Source organism: Clostridium sp., assembly GCF_050717545.1.
Taxonomy (GTDB): Bacteria; Bacillota; Clostridia; order Clostridiales; family Clostridiaceae; genus Clostridium_AD.
In genome coordinates this window covers 65,867-84,517 of the sequence record NZ_JBOITN010000041.1, presented here as the reverse complement: position 1 = coordinate 84,517, position 18,651 = coordinate 65,867, and the positions used below count along the sequence as shown (strand labels likewise).

General features: G+C 30.6%; 15 protein-coding genes. All 15 read left to right on the top strand.

What is annotated here, in order from left to right:
• The first annotated feature begins 441 nt into the window (after positions 1-441).
• Positions 442-819 carry a GntR family transcriptional regulator gene (locus ACREVX_RS15075; protein WP_431545044.1) on the top strand — a complete coding sequence of 126 codons (378 nt, stop codon included), beginning with the start codon at positions 442-444 and terminating at the stop codon, positions 817-819.
• Complete coding sequence (locus ACREVX_RS15070; protein ID WP_431545043.1) at positions 812-1,507, top strand: ABC transporter ATP-binding protein; 696 nt, start codon at positions 812-814, stop codon at positions 1,505-1,507. The genes ACREVX_RS15075 and ACREVX_RS15070 overlap by 8 nt, the downstream gene beginning before the upstream one ends.
• Entirely contained in the window at positions 1,507-2,274 is a 768-nt protein-coding gene (locus tag ACREVX_RS15065) for a hypothetical protein (protein ID WP_431545042.1), read from the top strand. Before ACREVX_RS15070 ends, ACREVX_RS15065 begins: the two co-directional genes overlap by 1 nt.
• Positions 2,275-2,388: 114 nt before the next feature.
• Complete coding sequence (treR, locus tag ACREVX_RS15060) at positions 2,389-3,099, top strand: trehalose operon repressor (RefSeq protein ID WP_431545041.1); 711 nt, start codon at positions 2,389-2,391, stop codon at positions 3,097-3,099.
• 190 nt (positions 3,100-3,289) lie between these two features.
• On the top strand, positions 3,290-4,726 hold the full coding sequence (gene treP, locus ACREVX_RS15055) for a PTS system trehalose-specific EIIBC component (RefSeq protein WP_431545040.1): 1,437 nt from the start codon (positions 3,290-3,292) through the stop codon (positions 4,724-4,726).
• Between the two features lie 102 nt (positions 4,727-4,828).
• Positions 4,829-6,487, top strand: coding sequence for an alpha,alpha-phosphotrehalase (gene treC, locus ACREVX_RS15050; RefSeq protein ID WP_431545039.1), 1,659 nt, complete (start codon positions 4,829-4,831; stop codon positions 6,485-6,487).
• 133 nt (positions 6,488-6,620) lie between these two features.
• Positions 6,621-7,742, top strand: a complete 1,122-nt coding sequence (locus ACREVX_RS15045) for a GerMN domain-containing protein (RefSeq protein ID WP_431545038.1) — start codon at positions 6,621-6,623, stop codon at positions 7,740-7,742.
• Positions 7,743-8,668: 926 nt separating this feature from the next.
• Positions 8,669-8,821 (top strand): hypothetical protein, encoded by a 153-nt coding sequence (locus ACREVX_RS15040; protein ID WP_431545037.1) that lies wholly within the window; start codon positions 8,669-8,671, stop codon positions 8,819-8,821.
• A gap of 107 nt (positions 8,822-8,928) precedes the next feature.
• Positions 8,929-10,272, top strand: coding sequence for an MATE family efflux transporter (locus ACREVX_RS15035; protein WP_431545036.1), 1,344 nt, complete (start codon positions 8,929-8,931; stop codon positions 10,270-10,272).
• Positions 10,273-10,464: 192 nt separating this feature from the next.
• Complete coding sequence (locus ACREVX_RS15030) at positions 10,465-11,379, top strand: ABC transporter ATP-binding protein (protein ID WP_431545035.1); 915 nt, start codon at positions 10,465-10,467, stop codon at positions 11,377-11,379.
• A complete protein-coding gene (locus ACREVX_RS15025) occupies positions 11,376-12,581 on the top strand; it encodes a DUF2705 family protein (RefSeq protein ID WP_431545034.1) in 1,206 nt (401 codons plus the stop codon). The genes ACREVX_RS15030 and ACREVX_RS15025 overlap by 4 nt, the downstream gene beginning before the upstream one ends.
• A gap of 241 nt (positions 12,582-12,822) precedes the next feature.
• On the top strand, positions 12,823-14,214 hold the full coding sequence (locus ACREVX_RS15020) for an aldehyde dehydrogenase (RefSeq protein WP_431545033.1): 1,392 nt from the start codon (positions 12,823-12,825) through the stop codon (positions 14,212-14,214).
• Between the two features lie 258 nt (positions 14,215-14,472).
• Positions 14,473-15,024 carry a hypothetical protein gene (locus ACREVX_RS15015; protein ID WP_431545032.1) on the top strand — a complete coding sequence of 184 codons (552 nt, stop codon included), beginning with the start codon at positions 14,473-14,475 and terminating at the stop codon, positions 15,022-15,024.
• Between the two features lie 685 nt (positions 15,025-15,709).
• On the top strand, positions 15,710-17,398 hold the full coding sequence (locus tag ACREVX_RS15010) for a GspE/PulE family protein (protein ID WP_431545031.1): 1,689 nt from the start codon (positions 15,710-15,712) through the stop codon (positions 17,396-17,398).
• Between the two features lie 31 nt (positions 17,399-17,429).
• Positions 17,430-18,635 carry a type II secretion system F family protein gene (locus ACREVX_RS15005; RefSeq protein ID WP_431545030.1) on the top strand — a complete coding sequence of 402 codons (1,206 nt, stop codon included), beginning with the start codon at positions 17,430-17,432 and terminating at the stop codon, positions 18,633-18,635.
• The last annotated feature ends 16 nt before the right edge of the window (positions 18,636-18,651 follow it).

Here is an 18,651-nt window from a genome sequence, read left to right as displayed (position 1 = left end):
TATTTTTTACCAATGTCATTTGTTCTTAGAGAAACATTAGTACATTTAAATTATAGACAGTTTTTAGAATTCTATTCACATCTCTCAATAAATAAAATTAAATATAATTAAATGTAATTCTAGTTATCTTACAACATTGTAAGATAACTTTTTTATTTGTAAGTAAATGGATATGGAGTGCAAATAAAGAGCATTGTGTAATATGTCTATAGCACAAAGAAAACAAACATTAGAAGAAAAAAATAATATATAAAAAAATGGAAGTAGATATAAATACAAAATTAATAGACTTATTAAATAGTTAAAGTAAGAACAAAATTCATTATAACATTTATTCACCATATAATAAGATAATAAATTTATATTGACATCATTAATGCCTTAGTGTACTATTAAGATAGTTCACTAGGACATTGATATGCTTGGAAAGGAGATAGAATAATGAAAAAAGAATTCAATGACAGGTCGCCGATATATTTACAAATTATTGACATTATAAAAATGAACATTGTTATAGGAAAGCTAAAATCAAAGGATAAATTACCATCAGTAAGAGAAATGGCATTAAAATTTAATGTAAATCCAAATACAATTCAAAGATCTTATCAGGAGCTTGAAAGGCTTGGAATTGTTTATATACAAAGGGGGCTTGGAACATTTGTGGGGGAGGAAAAAGATATGGTAAATGATTTGAAAAGGGAAATGGCAAAGGAAGTTATAGATTCATTTATACTCAGAATGAAAAGTTTAGGGTTTTCAGATAATGAAATAATCAAATCTGTTTCTAAGGAAACTTTGGGGGTAAAAGAGAATGGATAATATATTAATATCAAATAAAATATGTAAGTCATACTTAAACAAAAAAGCTTTGATAGGGGTAGATCTTGAGATAGAGACTGGAAAAATTGTAGGACTTCTAGGACCGAATGGTAGTGGAAAAACTACATTCTTAAAAATAGCAGCTGGTATTTTGCATCCATCAAAAGGAGAAATACTAATAGATGGTCAAAAACCAGGCGTATATACTAAGTCTATAGTTTCATATCTACCAGATAATGAATATCTTTTAAAGTGGATGAAGGTAAAAGATGCAGTGAAATATTTTAAGGACTTTTACACTGATTTTGATGAAAATAAGGCAAAGCAGCTACTTACCTTTATGGATTTAGAGTTAGATAGCCATGTTAAAAGCCTATCAAAGGGGATGAAGGAAAAGTTAAAACTTACATTGGTACTTTCAAGACATGCAAAGCTTTATATACTTGATGAGCCACTTGGTGGAGTAGACCCTACTGCTAGAGAAAAAATATTGAATGCCATAGTTAGCAACTTTAGCGCAGATAGTTCTATGATAATTACCACTCATCTTGTAAATGATATAGAACGGATTTTTGATGATGTAGCATTTATATCTGCTGGAGAAATTGTGCTTAAGGGTAATGCAGAGCAGTTAAGAATGGAAAGAAAAATGTCAATTGATGAATTGTATAGGGAGGTATTTAAGTAATGTTTAAGCTAATAAAATATGAATTAAGAGCAAATTTCTTGAAAATAATTGGTATTTGCGCAATAGTTATAATTGCTAATCTGTTTCTTATGACAAAAAAAGGCTCATGGGAAATTGCGGTACCTGTATTATCTTCAATATTAATTTTTGTAGCAATAACTGTAATATTTACATCTTCATTAAGTATTATGAGCAAATATCTATATGAAGACTCAGGTTATTTATTATTTACGCTTCCACAATCAGGAGTATCAATATTAAGTTCAAGGATTATAACTGCATTAATTCAAATATCAATTGTTGCAGGCGTGTCATCTTTGATGTTATATTTAAATGTAACAGAGCAACTATCATCGATTTTATCGAATATGCTAAAAAATATTAATCCTGGTTTGATTATATATAATATATTTAATTATATATGTTTTGTTATTTATGGATTAACTATGATATACTTTTGCATGGTAATGGGTAAAGTAGGGTTAAAAGGTAAGAAATTAGGGAAAATTGGTTCTTTTATAATTTTTGTAATATTAACAATAGCTTTAGGCTGGTTGTCAACTAAAATTACAACCTTATTACCTCAAAATTTTGATCTGAGTAAATTATCAATTAACACTAATGAAGTTATAATTAATTCGGATTTTACGGTTTCAGGTGGGGAATATAATATTAATATTGCTAAAAGTATATTAGATATTATTATCTTTGTTGGATTATTTATGAGCACATCCTATCTAATAGATAAAAAATTAGATCTATCATAAACTTATAAAAAACATTAGTTGTTTAGTGCTACTCGTGATGTTTGGGAAATAAACTCTAAGGCGTTTTTATGTTATAATAATGGTCGTAAAGAGTTTGCGTCATGGAGGATTAAAATGAAAAAGTTATATACAGATATATATGATAATATAAAAAATAATATTGTTAGTGGAATTTATAAGTCAGGAGAAAAACTTCCATCAGAAAATGGATTTTGCAAAGAGTACTCTGTAAGTCGTGGTACTGTTAGAAAAGCTTTAGAGATGCTTGCTGAGGAAGGACTTGTAAATAGCCTTCATGGAAAAGGGGTTTATGTTTTAGAAAACAATTTTATTACCTTTTCTGTTGGTGGCCTTGTTAGTTTTAAGGAAGCTAGTCAAATAAGTAAAAAGGAGTTTGTTACTTTTGTTCCTAAATTTGAAGAAATTGTAATCGATGAAGTAATAAACAAAAAAACCAGTTTGGCTATAGGAAAGGAAGTTTATAAATTATATAGAGTACGTAGTTTAGATAATGAGAGAATAATTTTTGATATTAACTATTTCTTAAAGGATGTAGTAAAAGGATTAACAAGAGAAATTGGAGAGCAATCTATTTATGAATATATTGAAGAAAACCTAAATATAAAAATAGGTTTTGCAAATAGAATTATTCAAGTTGAAACTGCTACGGCTAGAGATAAATTATATTTAGATATGAAATTTTATGATTTTGTTGTGGTTGTTAAAAATTATGTTCATTTAGGTGATGGAACTCAGTTTGAGTATACAGAATCCCGTCATCGTCCTGATCGTTTTATATTTTCAAATTTTGCTCGTCGCCGTTAAGGCGATTTTTTTTGTTTAATTTAAAACAAATTGAAGATCGTTTACATTATTTTTCAAAAACTATTGACTAACTTGTCTATATAAGTTACTATAAAGATATAGAAACAAACTTGTATAGACAAGATAAAAAGAAGATATGAAGAACTGGTATATATAAGTTGTAAAAAATTATATTTAAGGGGGAGTTTAGATGAGTAAATTTACAGAAGATTCAAAACAATTGCTGGAATACATTGGTGGGAAAGAAAATATCGTAGCAGTATCCCATTGCGCAACCCGTATGAGATTTGTATTAAAGGATGATAAAAAAGCAGATACTAAGAAAATTAAAAGTATTAAATCTGTAAAGGGAACCTTTGCACAGGCAGGGCAATTTCAGGTTATTATAGGAAATGAAGTACCAGATTTTTATAATGAATTTGTAATCGTTTCAGGTGTAGATGGAGTTAGCAAAGATACAGCAAAGGTTGCAGCAAAAGGAAATATGAATTTTATTCAAAGAATGCTTGCGAATTTAGCAGAAATATTCACGCCACTTATACCAGCACTTGTAGTTGGAGGTTTGATATTAGGTTTTCGTAACGTAATAGGAGATATAAAATTACTTGAAGACGGAACTAAAACAATAACTCAAATGTATCCATTTTGGGCTGGAGTTCATTCTTTCTTGTGGTTAATTGGTGAAGCTATATTTTTCTATTTACCTGTAGGAATAACTTGGTCTATTTCTAAAAAGATGGGAACAACTCAAATACTAGGAATTGTATTAGGTCTTACTCTAGTGTCCCCTCAATTATTAAATGCGTATGATGTAGCAAAGACTGCTGCGGATAAGATTCCATATTGGGATTTTGGATCCTTCCATATTCAGATGATAGGTTATCAAGCACAAGTTATCCCCGCAATTATGGCAGGATTTGTTTTAGCATTACTTGAGAAGAATGTACGTAAAATTGTTCCAGAGTATCTATCTATGATATTAGTGCCGTTCTTCGCATTAGTACCAACAGTAATAATAGCACATACTATTTTAGGACCAATAGGATGGGTAATAGGTTCTGCTATATCAAGTGCTGTGTACACTGGTTTAACTTCCGCTTTTGGGTGGTTATTCGCAGCAGTGTTTGGATTCTTTTATGCACCGCTTGTAATTACGGGACTTCATCATATGACAAATGCTATTGATTTACAACTTATGGCGGAATTTGGCGGAACGAATTTATGGCCAATGATCGCTTTATCAAATATAGCTCAAGGTTCTGCAGTTATGGCAATGATACGTATAAATAGAAAGACAAAACCTGAAGAAGAACAGGTATCAATTCCAGCAGCTATTTCATGTTATCTTGGAGTAACAGAACCTGCTATGTTTGGTATTAATTTGAAATATGTATATCCATTCCTTGCAGCGATGATAGGATCAGCAATTGCAGGTGTAATATCAGTAGCATCAGGTGTCATGGCAAATTCTATTGGTGTTGGTGGAATTCCAGGAATATTATCTATTAAACCAAAATTTATGTTAATTTATTCAGTAGCAATGGTTGTAGCAATTGTGATTCCATTTGTATTAACTATTGTACTTTCTAAAACAAAATTTGCAGCAAAATTTGCAACAGAGGATTAGGTAAAAAATCAATAATAAATAATAGATTTAAAAATATAATGCACATAAAGGAGTGTTAAATATTAATCCTTTTATGTGCATTAATTTAAAGGAGAGTAGGGTATGAAAGATTTTAAAAAAAGTGTAGTTTATCAAATATATCCTAAATCATTTAAAGATTCTGACGGCGATGGAATTGGAGACTTAAAAGGTGTTACTCAGAAATTAAATTATTTAAAAGAATTAGGAGCAGATTATATATGGTTGACTCCATTTTATAATTCTCCACAAGTAGATAATGGGTATGATGTTTCAGATTATTGTAGTATAGATAATATGTTTGGAACAATGGATGATTTTGAGGAAATGGTGGTAGAAGCTAAAAAATTAGGAATTGATGTTATGCTAGATATGGTTTTTAATCATACGTCTACAGAGCATAAGTGGTTTAAAAAGGCTATGAATGGTGATGAAAAGTATAAGAATTACTACATATTCAAAGAACCTAAAAATGGTGATAAACCAACAAATTGGGTTTCGAAGTTTGGTGGTTCCGCTTGGGAATATGCTAAAGAATTTGATGAATATTATTTGCATTTGTTTGATAAAACTCAAGCAGACCTTAATTGGAAAAACGAGGAGCTAAAACAAGAAGTATTTGATGTGGTAAACTTTTGGATCGGAAAAGGCGTTAAAGGATTTCGTTTTGATGTAATTAATTTAATTTCAAAACCTGATAAATATGAAGATGATTTCACTGGCGATGGTCGCCGTTTTTATACAGATGGTTCTAAAATTCATGAATATTTGAAAGAACTTAATAGACAAACTTTTGGAAAATGTGAAGATATAATTACAGTTGGGGAAATGTCGTCTACAACTATAGAAAATTGTTGTAAATATTCTAGCCAAGAGGAAAAGGAATTATCAATGGTATTTAATTTTCATCATCTTAAAGTTGATTATAAAAATGGTGATAAATGGAGTTTAATGGATTTTGATTTCATACAGTTAAAACAAATTCTTAATGATTGGCAAGTCGGAATTAATGAAGGTAATGGATGGAACGCAGTATTCTGGTGCAATCATGATCAGCCACGCATTGTGTCTCGTTTTGGAGATGATAAAAAATACCACGCACAATCTGCAAAAATGCTAGCAACAACAATTCATATGTTAAGGGGTACACCTTATATTTATCAAGGAGAAGAACTGGGTATGACAAATTCATACTTTGATAAAATTGAGTTATATAAAGATGTGGAATCGATAAATTACTATAATATTTTAAAAGAGAAGGGCACAGATGAAAAGGAAATAATTAAGATATTGCAATCAAAATCAAGAGATAATGCTAGGACTCCAGTTCAATGGAATGATGAGAAAAATGCTGGATTTACAACCGGTTCACCGCATATATCAATAACTAACAATTACAAAGAAATAAATGCAAAAAGAGCTCTCAAGGATGAAGATTCTATTTTCTACCACTACAAAAAGCTTATAGAACTTAGAAAAAAGTATGATGTAATTGCTTATGGCGATTTTAAAATTATTTTAAAAGGTCATTCTCAAATATTTGCTTATATTCGTTCATGGAAAAATGAGAATCTTTTAGTTATTAATAATTTTTATGGGAGTGAAATAGATTTTAATTTGCCACAAGAGTTATCAATCTATGGGCAATCAACCATTTTGTTATCTAATTATAAAGATACAATTAATAATATAAAAAAATTAACTTTAAGACCATATGAATCTATTGTTTTTTATGTAAAATAAGTCAAAAGAGTTGGGACAAAAATGTTTCAACTCTTTTGTTGTTCAAATAGGGTTAAATATGTATAAATGATATTGGAAATAGGAATTATAAGAGGTATAATTATATTAAAATAAGCATAGAGGAGATAAAAGAATGAAAAAGATGTTATTAATTACTAGCCTCATTTTTTCAGTTGTACTTCTCAGCAGTTGCGCAGGTAAAAATGTTGTTAAGCCTGGTGATCAAAATGAAGTTCCAAAGGTGACTACTCCAGTTCCCAAGGTAACTACCCCAATTGTGGAAAATACAGATTCACAGGTAGGTAAGGTATTACCAACTATTAAGGACTATTTTTCATATAAAGAAAATACGAAATATGTATATGAGGGTAAAGGTAATGAATATGCAGCTAAGGACGTTTCAGTAGATTATTTAACTGGAAATCGTGTTCAACTAAGATCTAGTAATGGTGGAACTGTAATGGGTGAAGTGCTTGAAAATAAAAATGGTCAGCTTTCTAAGATATTTTCTAGACCTGAATTTTATTATAGAGAAGATTTAACTGGGAAGCCTAGTAGTAAAGCAGAAGTAATGTTAAAAGAACCATTAGTAAAAGGAACTACGTGGACTATAGCAGATAATATAAAACGAACTATTTCAAATGTAGATGTTAATATAACCACACCTTCAGGTAAATATAAAACCATTGAAGTTACAACTCAAAATAAAGATAGTAAGAATTTAGACTATTATGCACCAAATGTTGGGTTAGTTAAATCGTTATATGTTGCAAAAGACATGGAGGTTTCCACTACCTTAAGTAAAATAGAGAAAAACGCTAAAATTACTCAAACAGTAAAATTTTATTATCCAAATGTGGTTGAGGATAAGCTATATTTCGTAAATAAGGAGCTTTCATTTAATACTAATGATATAACAAAGAGTATTTTAGAAAAAGCATTTAAAGATCTACCTAAGGGAAATGAAAATTTAGGAAAGGTGCTTAGCCAAAATGCTAAAATAAAAAGTCTTTATTTAAACAATGATAATATGGTTTATGTTGATTTTACAAAAGAGTTTGTTAGTGAAATGAATGCAGGGTCAGGGTATGAAGGCATGATATTACAATGCATTACTAATACACTTGGGTCATATTATGGTGTAGATAGAGTTTATATAACCGTAGAAGGAAGTCCTTACAGTTCAGGTCATATATTGATGAAAAAAGGTGAAGCCTTCACAGTTAACGTGAAAAACAGCATTGAATTAAAATAAAAAGAAAAAAAGTATATATTACTACTAATACATTCGCTTCGCTAAGAACTACTAATTTTATTTTTAATTGATCTGCTAAAAAATATAAACTCGCTACGCTCAAACATATATTTTTCTTAACGCATATCAATTAAAAATAAAATAAGAAGTTCTAAAGCTTACTTCAATGCATTATACGTAATATATACTTTTTTTGCGCATGAAAATATTTGTTAGAAACATTATCTCTCAACTATAAAAAGGTTATCCAAATTATTTCCTGAAAACTGTTTTCTATAGAATAAAAAAATAAAAATATATTGTCTGAATATTAAGAAAAAACCTTTACATGAATTGTTTGCTGTGTTATTATATAAATAAGAAGAAGATACATACTCTTCTTGCAAATCCTAATTCATTAATATAGATTAAAAGAACAATTTTTGATTTAAGAAGTTAGGTAGTTAGAAAGATTTAAGATTTAAGATTTAATATTTAATATTTAGATTTAGAAAATGATATTTGGCTTGTTTTAATTATGAAAAGTGAAAGAGATTGGATCAATTTAATTTAGTGTAATTTAAACAACTGCAAGAGAAGGGAAGGTGCTTTATCACAGATTTAAGAGATGAATTAGGGTTTGCATAACAGTCAATTTATAGAATTTATATAAATTGGCTGTTATAATTTTTTGATAGAGAGATTAATATTTTAATTTTTTTTAATGATTCACGTGAATTCAACATAAATATGATATAATTTTATTATAATACTAGTGGATGTGTTAGATTGGAGAATGAAAAAAGCATGGAGTGAAAAAGTAGGAAAAAATTTTTTATTAATGAGTTTTAAAAAATAAAAACCCATTGTAAACAATTAAAGAAGCATCTATAATAAAATAGAAATACAATATAAACGTTTTTTTAATATTGAGAGGAAGGCCAGCAATGAAATTAATTTGTAAATGCGGAAACATAGAAGATCTAACAACAGATAGTAAAACAGTAAACTTTGAATTTAAAAACTGTGATGATGGGACTATAGTAGCAGTTTGTAAGAAGTGTAATGAAGTTATTTTTATAAAATTAAAGAATAGGTAATATTGGTTTCATCGGAGGGTATATACATAATTATATGCTGGATAAGATGGTTGCGTAAGATCAACTGTCTTATGCAGTATTTTTTGTTTTAAGGAGGTCTATATATTATGGCAAAACATGGTGTTTTAACAGAGGGGAAGGTTGTCCCCACATTATTAAAATTTTCATTACCGTTTTTATTAGCAAGTTTGCTACAAGCGCTCTATGGTGCAGCGGATTTGCTAGTTGTTGGTCAATTTTCAAGTTCAGCGCAAGTTTCGGCGGTTGCAACCGGGAGCCAAATTATGCAGACAATTACAGGGGTTATACTTGGATTAACAACGGGAGGGACCATTTTAATTGGTCACTATTTGGGCGCGAAAAAACATAAAGATATCGCAGAGGCAATAGGAACTATAATTTGTATATTTGCCATAATGGCTGCTATTTTGTCTGTAATTATGGTACTTATGACTGGTACTATTACAAATCTAATGAATACACCAATTCAGGCAGTCGAATATACAAAACAATATATTTTTATAGCGTCTTGTGGTATCCCATTTATTATAGGTTATAATGCATTAAGTGGCATTCTAAGGGGTTTAGGTAATTCAAAAGCACCATTATTTTTTATTGCAGTTGCTTGTGTAATAAATATAATTGTAGATTTAGTTTTAGTGTACTATTTGCATATGGGAGCGCCAGGAGCTGCAATTGCTACTGTATCATCACAAGCTATCAGCTTCATACTTGGAGTTTTGTTTATTAAAAAGAAGGGATTTAATTTTGAATTTAACCGTAATCATATAAGAATCATACCAAGAAAGGCAAAAAAAATAATTAAACTAGGATTGCCAATTGCATTACAGGATGGGCTAATTAATGTTTCATTTATAATAATAACGGCAGTTATTAATAAGATGGGACTTGTTGCATCTGCATCCGTAGGTGTTGTAGAAAAAATAATTATATTTGCAATGCTTCCAACAATTGCATTTGCCAGTGCAATTGCAGCAATGACAGCTCAGAATATGGGGGCAAGAAAACAGGAAAGGGCAAAACAATGCTTATACATAGGTATTGGATGTTCTTTAGTAATTGGAACAACATTTTATGCCTATGTACAATGGAATCCAACATCGCTTACATCTTTGTTTTCAACGGATAGAATGGTTATAGAAACAGCAGCATTGTATTTGAAATCATATAGCATTGATTGCATTTTGGTATGTTTTGTATTTTGTATGAATTCGTTTTTTAGTGGTTGTGGTAATTCATTATTTCCAATGATCCACAGTTTTATAGCTACATTTACCATTCGTATTCCTTTGTCGTTTGCTTTAAGTAAAGTAGCGGGCATCACGTTATATGAAATTGGATTTGCGGCACCTCTTGCAACATTCGCATCACTTGTAATGTGTATAATATATATGAGGTCTGGAAAATGGAATAATAATATTGTTCTTTAAAAATGTAGTTAATATTTCAGCTCCGCAGGAGATGATTTAATAGAGTTTATACTTTGTTTATACATTGTTTATGGAAAGTAGAGACATCTACTTTAAAATAGATCTATAAAGAGGTTATTGAAGTTTGTAGAAATATAGTATAATATTAACTTGTTTTATATATTATAACAAGGAGAAATAGGGGGTCATACAGTGAATGTATTAGAGGTAAAAGATGTGTACAAGCGACTTGGTAAAAGAGAAATTATAAAAGGTATTACTTTTTCAGTAAAAGAAGGAGAAATTTTTGGTTTTTTAGGACCTAACGGAGCTGGTAAAACAACTACTATTAGAATGATGGTAGGTTTAATAGCTGCAAACAAAGGGACAATAACAATTATGGGGCATGAGATAGGTAGAGCTAGAGAAAAAGCCTTAAGTTGTATTGGAGCAGTAGTTGAAAATCCAGAATTATATACATATTTGACTGGAAGACAAAACTTAATGCAGATTGCAGCCATAAGAAAAATTTCTAAAGAAGATGTAGAAGAAGTAATTGGACTTGTAAATTTAAAGGATAGAATAGATGATAAGGTGAAAAAGTATTCCCTAGGGATGAAGCAGAGATTAGGTCTTGCAGCTGCTCTAATTTCAAAACCTAAACTACTTATTTTGGATGAGCCGACAAATGGGCTTGATCCTACAGGAATAATGGATTTTAGAGATATAGTTAAACATGCTGCTAAGGAGTTAAAAACAGCAGTATTCATATCATCTCACATGTTAAGTGAAGTTCAGCAACTCTGTGATACCGTTGCTTTTATAAATGGTGGATTAATAAAGGCGATAGAAAGTATAACTGGTGGAGATATTAAACAAGATAAGGACACTATAGTAATTGTTACAAAGGATATTGAAAAATGCGAGGAGACACTTAAAACTTTAACTTATGTACATGGAAGCCATAGAGATGGGGAAGCCCTAGTTGTAGAGCTTGACGAGGATTCAACTCCAGGATTGATTTTTTCACTTTCGGAAAACAAAATCAGGGTAACAGAAATTTATAAGAAATATAAGGGGCTTGAGCAAAGGTATATGGAGCTTGTTGAAGGGGGAATGAGGGAATGATGATGTTTACACTTATTGCAAATGAGATAAAAAAGCTTATGATGAGGAAGAAGACAATTATTGTATTTGCAGCGTTTATATTATTAACAGCTGCTATTGGATATGGCATTTATAGGGATGAGGTAAATAGAAAGCAATGGTCTAGTCCAGAATTTAGACAGACAAATTTAGAAGAATCTATAAAGCAGCGCAAACAGGAATTAGAAGATCCTAATATGACAGCGGAAAATAATAAATATAGCAAACAAGAAATTGTTAGTATGGAGCAAGAGCTTGCCAATATAAAACTGGAGGTCAGTGGGAAAACTGTTGATTGGAAGACTCAGTTAAAAGAAAAGATAGATGAGTCACAAAAAACTATAGGTGATACTAGTTTAGAACTTCCAACCGATCAGAAAGATAGAATGAAATTAGAATTACAAAAGGATAAATACTTATATGATAATAATATAAAACCTGAAGAGGAAGGCGTACTTAGTGCATTTAGTTTTATTCAAACACTATTTTTGGTTCTCGGAACTATATTTATAGCTGTTGGGGTAATGGTGTTTACTGGGGACATGGTTTCTGGTGAATTTACACCACCTACAATGAAGATATTACTTACGCAACCTGTTTCAAGAGCTAAAGTACTAGCTTCTAAGTTTATTGCGGTGGCTGGAGTGGCAACAATATTAATATTAGTTGTAGAAATTTTATCATTTGTGATAATGGGTTTGATATTTGGATTTGGAAATGCAAACTACCCAGTCATAACTGGAACAATTTATAAATGGGATTTGACTCAGAGTATTTATGGTGGACATCCTTTGATAGCAGTAGCTGGATCATCGTATATAATGACAACTGCGAACTTTGCAATTAGAATGTTCTTAATGCAGACATTATTTATAATAACATGTGTATCAGTTGGATTTATGTTATCATCCATAGTAAAGAGTAGTATGGTTTCTGTAAGTCTGGGCATAGTTAGTGTAGTTGCTCTTACAATACTCGTTGAAATGCCAGCACTTAAAAAGGTAGCACAATATATGTTTACAACTTATGGATCTGTAGGGCCAGTTCTAATGGGTGAGGTTGCAATGAGATATAATAACCCAAATGCAACCACAACATTCGGAATAGGGACTTTGATAGTAACTTCTATAGTTTGTTATGTAATAGCTCATGTAGTATTCACTAAAAAAGACATTTTAATATAAATTAAAAATATTTAATGAAGCTCTGGAGTAATTTCAGAGCTTCATTTTTGGTTAACTTGATTATAAATAATTATAGAATATATTAAGGAAAGATACTTTGCTGTAGATGATGTTTGATTTTAATATCTTCACTGGTGATGAAGGAAAATAAAGGTTTATGTTGAATTAATATAATATAAACATAAATATAAGTGTTAAAAGTGAAGTTGGCAATTCATAATCACAAAAGGGAGATTTTAATATGGATATAATTGACCCAAAAGAAGCTCGATGTATGCTTAAAGAAAATAATAAGTTCTTTTTTACTGGTGAAACAAGGGATATAGAACACAGAATATCTGCACTTAAAAAGCTAAAAAGCGTAATAAAAAAATATGAGAAAGAGATAATAAACGCGTTGTACAGGGATCTAGGTAAAAGTGAATTTGAAGCTTATGGAACTGAAATTGGTTTTGTTTTGGATAGTATAGGTAATTTTATTAAACATTCAAAGAACTGGGCTAAGACTAAAAAGGTGAGAGCTCCTCTACATCAGTTCCCATCAAAGGGATACATTATGTATGAACCCTATGGAACAGTTCTTATTATAGGTCCTTTTAATTATCCATTTCAGCTTTTAATTGAACCTTTGATAGGGGCTATAGCTGCTGGAAATTGTGCAGTATTAAAACCTTCTGAAAGCACGCCAACTGTTGCTGCTCTGGTAAAAAAAATGATTGAGGAGACTTTTGACGAAAAATATGTACGGGTTATTGAAGGAGAAAGAGAAGTTACTTCAGCTCTTATAAATTTACCCTTTGACTATATTTTTTTCACAGGTAGCGTACCGGTTGGTAGAATAGTGATGAAAGCAGCTGCTGAAAATTTGGTGCCTGTAACTCTTGAACTTGGTGGAAAAAGTCCAGTAATAGTGGATAAAACCGCTAATCTAGAAATAGCAGCTAAAAGAATATTGTGGGGCAAACTTATAAATGCAGGACAAACATGTATAGCTCCTGATTATATATTTGTACATAAAGATATAAAAGAAAGTTTCATAGAAAAGTTAAAAAGCGCGGTAGTAAGTTTTTATGGTAAGGATGCTTCTAAAAGTAGTGATTATGGTAGAATTGTTGACAAGAGGCAATTTGACAGATTAACTACAATAATTCAAAAGGATAGGACCAAAATTATATATGGTGGAGATTCAAATGAAGGTACTTTGTATATTGAACCAACAATTATTGATAACGTGAATTGGCAGGATGCAGTTATGTTAGATGAGATATTCGGACCAATTATGCCAATACTTGAATATGAAGACCTAGAAGAAGTTATTGAAATAATAAATGATAGACCAAAGCCATTATCGCTATATGTTTTCACACAAGATAAAAGCGTTGAAGCAGCAATCCTGGGCAGAATTTCCTTTGGAGGTGGCTGCGTGAATGACACCATATCTCACGTTACAAGTTCAAATATGCCTTTTGGTGGAGTCGGGAATTCTGGTATGGGTTCATATCATGGTAGAGATAGTTTTGAAACCTTCTCACACAGAAAAAGTATATTAAAGAAAAGTACTTCCTTAGATATAAAGCTGATTTTTCCTCCTTATGGGAACAGAACGAAACTTATAAGGAGAATATTGAAATAGCATGTATTTTAAGATTTGAGTCAAAGTAAGAGGAAATGACACTTGGTCATTTCCTCTTACTTTGTGCCATAACAATGTTCCCTCTCGTATCCGTTTTTCACTACAGAATATAAAAATTATATGATTTTGTTATAGTTCATAGTTTTGTAAATTTTAATTGGTTAATGATAATTTAATTGCACAAATTTCTTATTATTAACTATATTGATTATAGAGGAAGAAAGTTTAAAAAATTGTAATATGCGAGGAGGAATGAAAATGGGATTTATTGATGAGTTAATGAATTTAACAATAGAATCTTTAAGTAGGGCTGCAACCGATGTTTTTAACACTGCTGTTATTTCATCTCAAGATAATACAAAGACAAATAATATTAAGACCGAACTTATAACGATTAACGAGGAACTTAATGAGTTATATAGGCAAATAGGGAAAAAGTATGTTGAATATGTTTCAAAAACAGAAGAGGCACCAGAGAGTGGTGTTAAAGATCTACTTAAACTTGTAGAGGCTAAAATTGAAAGAAAAAATAAACTTGAATCACAATTAATACAAATAGAAAAAAAATTAAAGGAGCAAGCAATTTCTCGAGAAAAAGAGAGATTTGAGAATGAATTTAAACGTCAAAAAGAAACCCTTGATGAGGCTCAAGAAATGGAGATAATATCAAAAGAAGAATATGATTTAAAGCTTCAGGAATATACCAAGAGAAGAAATAATTTTCAATCTATAAGAAATGTTAAGAAACAATATGAATTTGGGATAATTAGTTATGAAGAGCTACAGATGAAACTACGTGAATTGACTTAATTTCTTTTATTTATTTTAATTATTTAGTTAATACACATATTTCTATGAAGTATGATTTAGAAAATATACTTATAAATATATCAAGGCAGTAGTAAGTTGTGATGATATTATCATGAATATTACAATTAAATAGTAACTAGTATCGTGGGGTAGATAAAGTTATATTTTATCCAATGATACTAGTTATTTTTAGTTGGGATATAAAATATTAATACTATCTAAAGATAACCATAATTTAATCGAATTTTGATTGAAATTAAAGTTTTAAATTCTGAAACGTTACCATTTGTAAACAATATGTATTATTTTAAATTATCATGAAAGGTCTATAGACTTAGTTGATAAGCCATTTGCAAACAATTATAATTATGGTTCTTCATAATATTTAAAAAAAGTTCATAATATATAGATAGACTATTGCATAGAATTAATAAATAATATATAATCAAATTATATTAATATATAAGGTTATTAATGGTAGAATTAGTATAATTAAAATAGGGTTAGGAGTGAACAATATACGTCTTCAAAATAAAAAGAGATTAGGAGATATTCTTGTTCAAAACAAGAAAAAAATTTGAAACAAATTAATTTTTAATAAAGTAGTTGTATGTCAACTTATAGCAGACAATATTTTAACTGCAGATGAAATAAATACTATTAAATCTCATGATGAGGTGTTTATATGGAAAAGAAAATAAAAAGACGACTTGGAGATCTGTTAGTGCAGTCAAGAAAAATTACAATAAGACAATTACAAAACTCTTTAAATAGGCAGAAGACTTTAGGGAAGAAACTAGGTGAACTTTTAGTAGATGATGGAATTGTAACTCCAGAAGATATAATAAGCGCAATTGAGGAACAAACAGGAATAACTAGAGTTAAATTGGAATCTGTTAATATAGACAAGATGGCTATTAAAGCAGTACCTCAAAATGTTTGCGAAAAACATGATTTAATCCCTTTTGGGTTTAATGAAAATAGGATAAAAATTGCAATGTGGGATCCTCTTAACATATATGCAATTGATGATGTTTCAATAGCTTCAGGGTTTGAAGTTGAAACCTATGTAGCTTTAAAAGATGAAATAAAGAAGGCTATTGATAGGTGTTACTCTGATGAACAAGTTTCAAAAGCAGCGGCGGAATTATCTAAGGAAAAGGCAAAGGATAATAAATCACAAGTTCTACAAGAGATAACTTCTATAGACGATATAAAAAATGCACCGGTAGTTAAAATGGTAGATTACTTAATTAAAAATGCTATCGAGGCTAGGGCAAGTGATATTCATATAGAACCTTTTGAAAAAAACGTGAGAATTAGATTTAGAATAGATGGACAACTTCAGCAAATATCAACTCTTGGGGTGGATACATTAAGTGCTTTGGTTGCAAGGATAAAAATACTTGCAAACTTAAACATTGCAGAAAAAAGAACACCTCAAGATGGAAGAATAATAATGACAATGGAAGACAAAACAGTAGATGTGAGAGTTTCTATTCTTCCAACTGTATACGGTGAAAAAATTGTAATGAGAGTGCTCAATAGAGCTAATCATAAAATTGGTATTGATAGACTTGAAATGAGTGAATACGAACTTAAACAGTTAAAAAACATTATTGGAAGTCCCCATGGAATAATGCTAGTTACAGGACCTACGGGGAGTGGTAAATCTACTACTTTATATACTATTCTCAGTGAACTTAATAGTAATGATAAAAATATTATTACAGTTGAGGATCCTGTTGAATATATGCTGAATGGTATAAATCAAGTTAATGTTAATACAAAAGCTGGACTTACATTTTCAAGTGGACTTAGGTCTATATTAAGACAAGATCCAGATATAATTATGATAGGCGAAGTCAGAGATGCAGAAACAGCAGAGATAGCTGTAAGGGCAGCAATTACAGGACATCTAGTGCTTAGCACACTACATACTAATGATGCACCGTCTTCTATATTAAGGCTTATAGATATGGGGATAGAACCTTACCTTGCGGCTACTTCTATCTGTGGTGTAGTTGCTCAGAGGCTAGTAAAGAAAGTTTGTCCTGAGTGCAAAACCAGTTATGAAGCTTCTCGCTATGAAAAAAAGATTCTAGGGATAGTACAGGAAGAAGAGCTTATTTTATATAAAGGAAAAGGCTGTGGATTTTGTAAAGATACAGGATACATAGGACGAACTGGGGTTTATGAAATAATGGAAATAACAAGGGAGCATAAAGACGCTATAATTAGCTCGAATAATACAGAAGTATTAAGAGAGATATCAATGAAAAATGGAATGAAAACTCTAGGACAAGCGTGTAAGGAATTAGTACTTAAGGGAGTAACTACTGTTGAAGAACTTGTAAAGATTGCATATCTTTAATAATAAAATTGAAGGGAGGTGGTAAATATATATGCCTAATTATAAGTATAAGGCAATGAATGAGAAGGGGGAAAGATTAGAAGGAACTTATGAGGCTAAAAGCAAAGATGGGGTTATGGAGATGATTAGTCTTAATAATTATTATCCGCTTTTAGTAGAAGAGGTGCCAGAAGGTATAAAAGTTGATTTCAGTTTTCTTGAAAAAGTAAAAACTAAAGATATATCAATATTTTGCCGCCAGTTTTACACTATGCTCAATGCAGGAGCCACAATAAATAATTGCTTAGAGGTATTGTCTGAGCAAATGGCAAGCAAAAAACTCAGAGAAGCCTTAGGTAAAGTTCATGATGAGGTAAGAAAAGGTGCAACGCTTTCAGAGGCTATGGGGATGCAAAAAAAAATATTTCCGGATTTACTAATTAGCATGGTAGCAGCAGGGGAAGTTACAGGTAATCTTGATACCATTATGTTAAGAATGTGCAATCATTTTGAAAAAGAAAATAAGATTAATCACAAAATTAGTGGAGCTATGATATATCCTGCTGTAATAGCAACAGTTGCAGTGCTTGCAGGTGTCGTAATACTTACTACTGTAATGCCTATATTTGTTACTATGTTTGCAAGTAGCGGGGTAGTGCTTCCAACATCCACTAAAATAATGCTTGCAATGAGCGCAGGACTCACACACAACTTTGCTTTAATTCTACTTATATTAGCTTTAGTTATTTTTGGAATTAGATTTTTTCTAAAAAGCGAAGGTGGCATACTGCTATCTCATAAATTAAGGCTTAAGCTGCCGATTTTAAAAGGACTTAACGAAAAAATAATTATATCTAGATTTACAAGAACATTGTCTACAGTTCTCTTTAGTGGAGTATCTTTAGTAGAGGGATTAAATATCGTCTCTGAGGTTGTAGGAAATAGAATAGTGCAAAGTAAATTAATAAAAGCCAGGGATGATGTTATTAAAGGTAATGGACTTGCGGAGTCAATAAAGCAAACTAAATTGTTCCCACCAATGTTAATATCTATGATTACTATTGGTGAAGAGTCTGGTTCTCTAGATGATATACTTAGCAAAACTGCAGATTTTTATGATGAGGAATTAGAAGCACAGATTCAAACTTTCACTTCATTATTAGAACCTTTAATGATTGTAATTATGGGTTTATTAATTGGAGTTATGATGTTAGGTATAGTGCAACCTATGTTTAGTATGTATAGTACAGTTAATTAACGACATTTCAAAAGGA

Coding starts and splice junctions, on each gene's coding strand:
- ACREVX_RS15075 (WP_431545044.1), top strand. CDS start 442: ATGAAAAAAGAATTCAATGACAGGTCGCCGATATATTTACAAATTATT.
- ACREVX_RS15070 (WP_431545043.1), top strand. CDS start 812: ATGGATAATATATTAATATCAAATAAAATATGTAAGTCATACTTAAAC.
- ACREVX_RS15065 (WP_431545042.1), top strand. CDS start 1,507: ATGTTTAAGCTAATAAAATATGAATTAAGAGCAAATTTCTTGAAAATA.
- treR (WP_431545041.1), top strand. CDS start 2,389: ATGAAAAAGTTATATACAGATATATATGATAATATAAAAAATAATATT.
- treP (WP_431545040.1), top strand. CDS start 3,290: ATGAGTAAATTTACAGAAGATTCAAAACAATTGCTGGAATACATTGGT.
- treC (WP_431545039.1), top strand. CDS start 4,829: ATGAAAGATTTTAAAAAAAGTGTAGTTTATCAAATATATCCTAAATCA.
- ACREVX_RS15045 (WP_431545038.1), top strand. CDS start 6,621: ATGAAAAAGATGTTATTAATTACTAGCCTCATTTTTTCAGTTGTACTT.
- ACREVX_RS15040 (WP_431545037.1), top strand. CDS start 8,669: ATGAAATTAATTTGTAAATGCGGAAACATAGAAGATCTAACAACAGAT.
- ACREVX_RS15035 (WP_431545036.1), top strand. CDS start 8,929: ATGGCAAAACATGGTGTTTTAACAGAGGGGAAGGTTGTCCCCACATTA.
- ACREVX_RS15025 (WP_431545034.1), top strand. CDS start 11,376: ATGATGATGTTTACACTTATTGCAAATGAGATAAAAAAGCTTATGATG.
- ACREVX_RS15020 (WP_431545033.1), top strand. CDS start 12,823: ATGGATATAATTGACCCAAAAGAAGCTCGATGTATGCTTAAAGAAAAT.
- ACREVX_RS15015 (WP_431545032.1), top strand. CDS start 14,473: ATGGGATTTATTGATGAGTTAATGAATTTAACAATAGAATCTTTAAGT.
- ACREVX_RS15010 (WP_431545031.1), top strand. CDS start 15,710: ATGGAAAAGAAAATAAAAAGACGACTTGGAGATCTGTTAGTGCAGTCA.
- ACREVX_RS15005 (WP_431545030.1), top strand. CDS start 17,430: ATGCCTAATTATAAGTATAAGGCAATGAATGAGAAGGGGGAAAGATTA.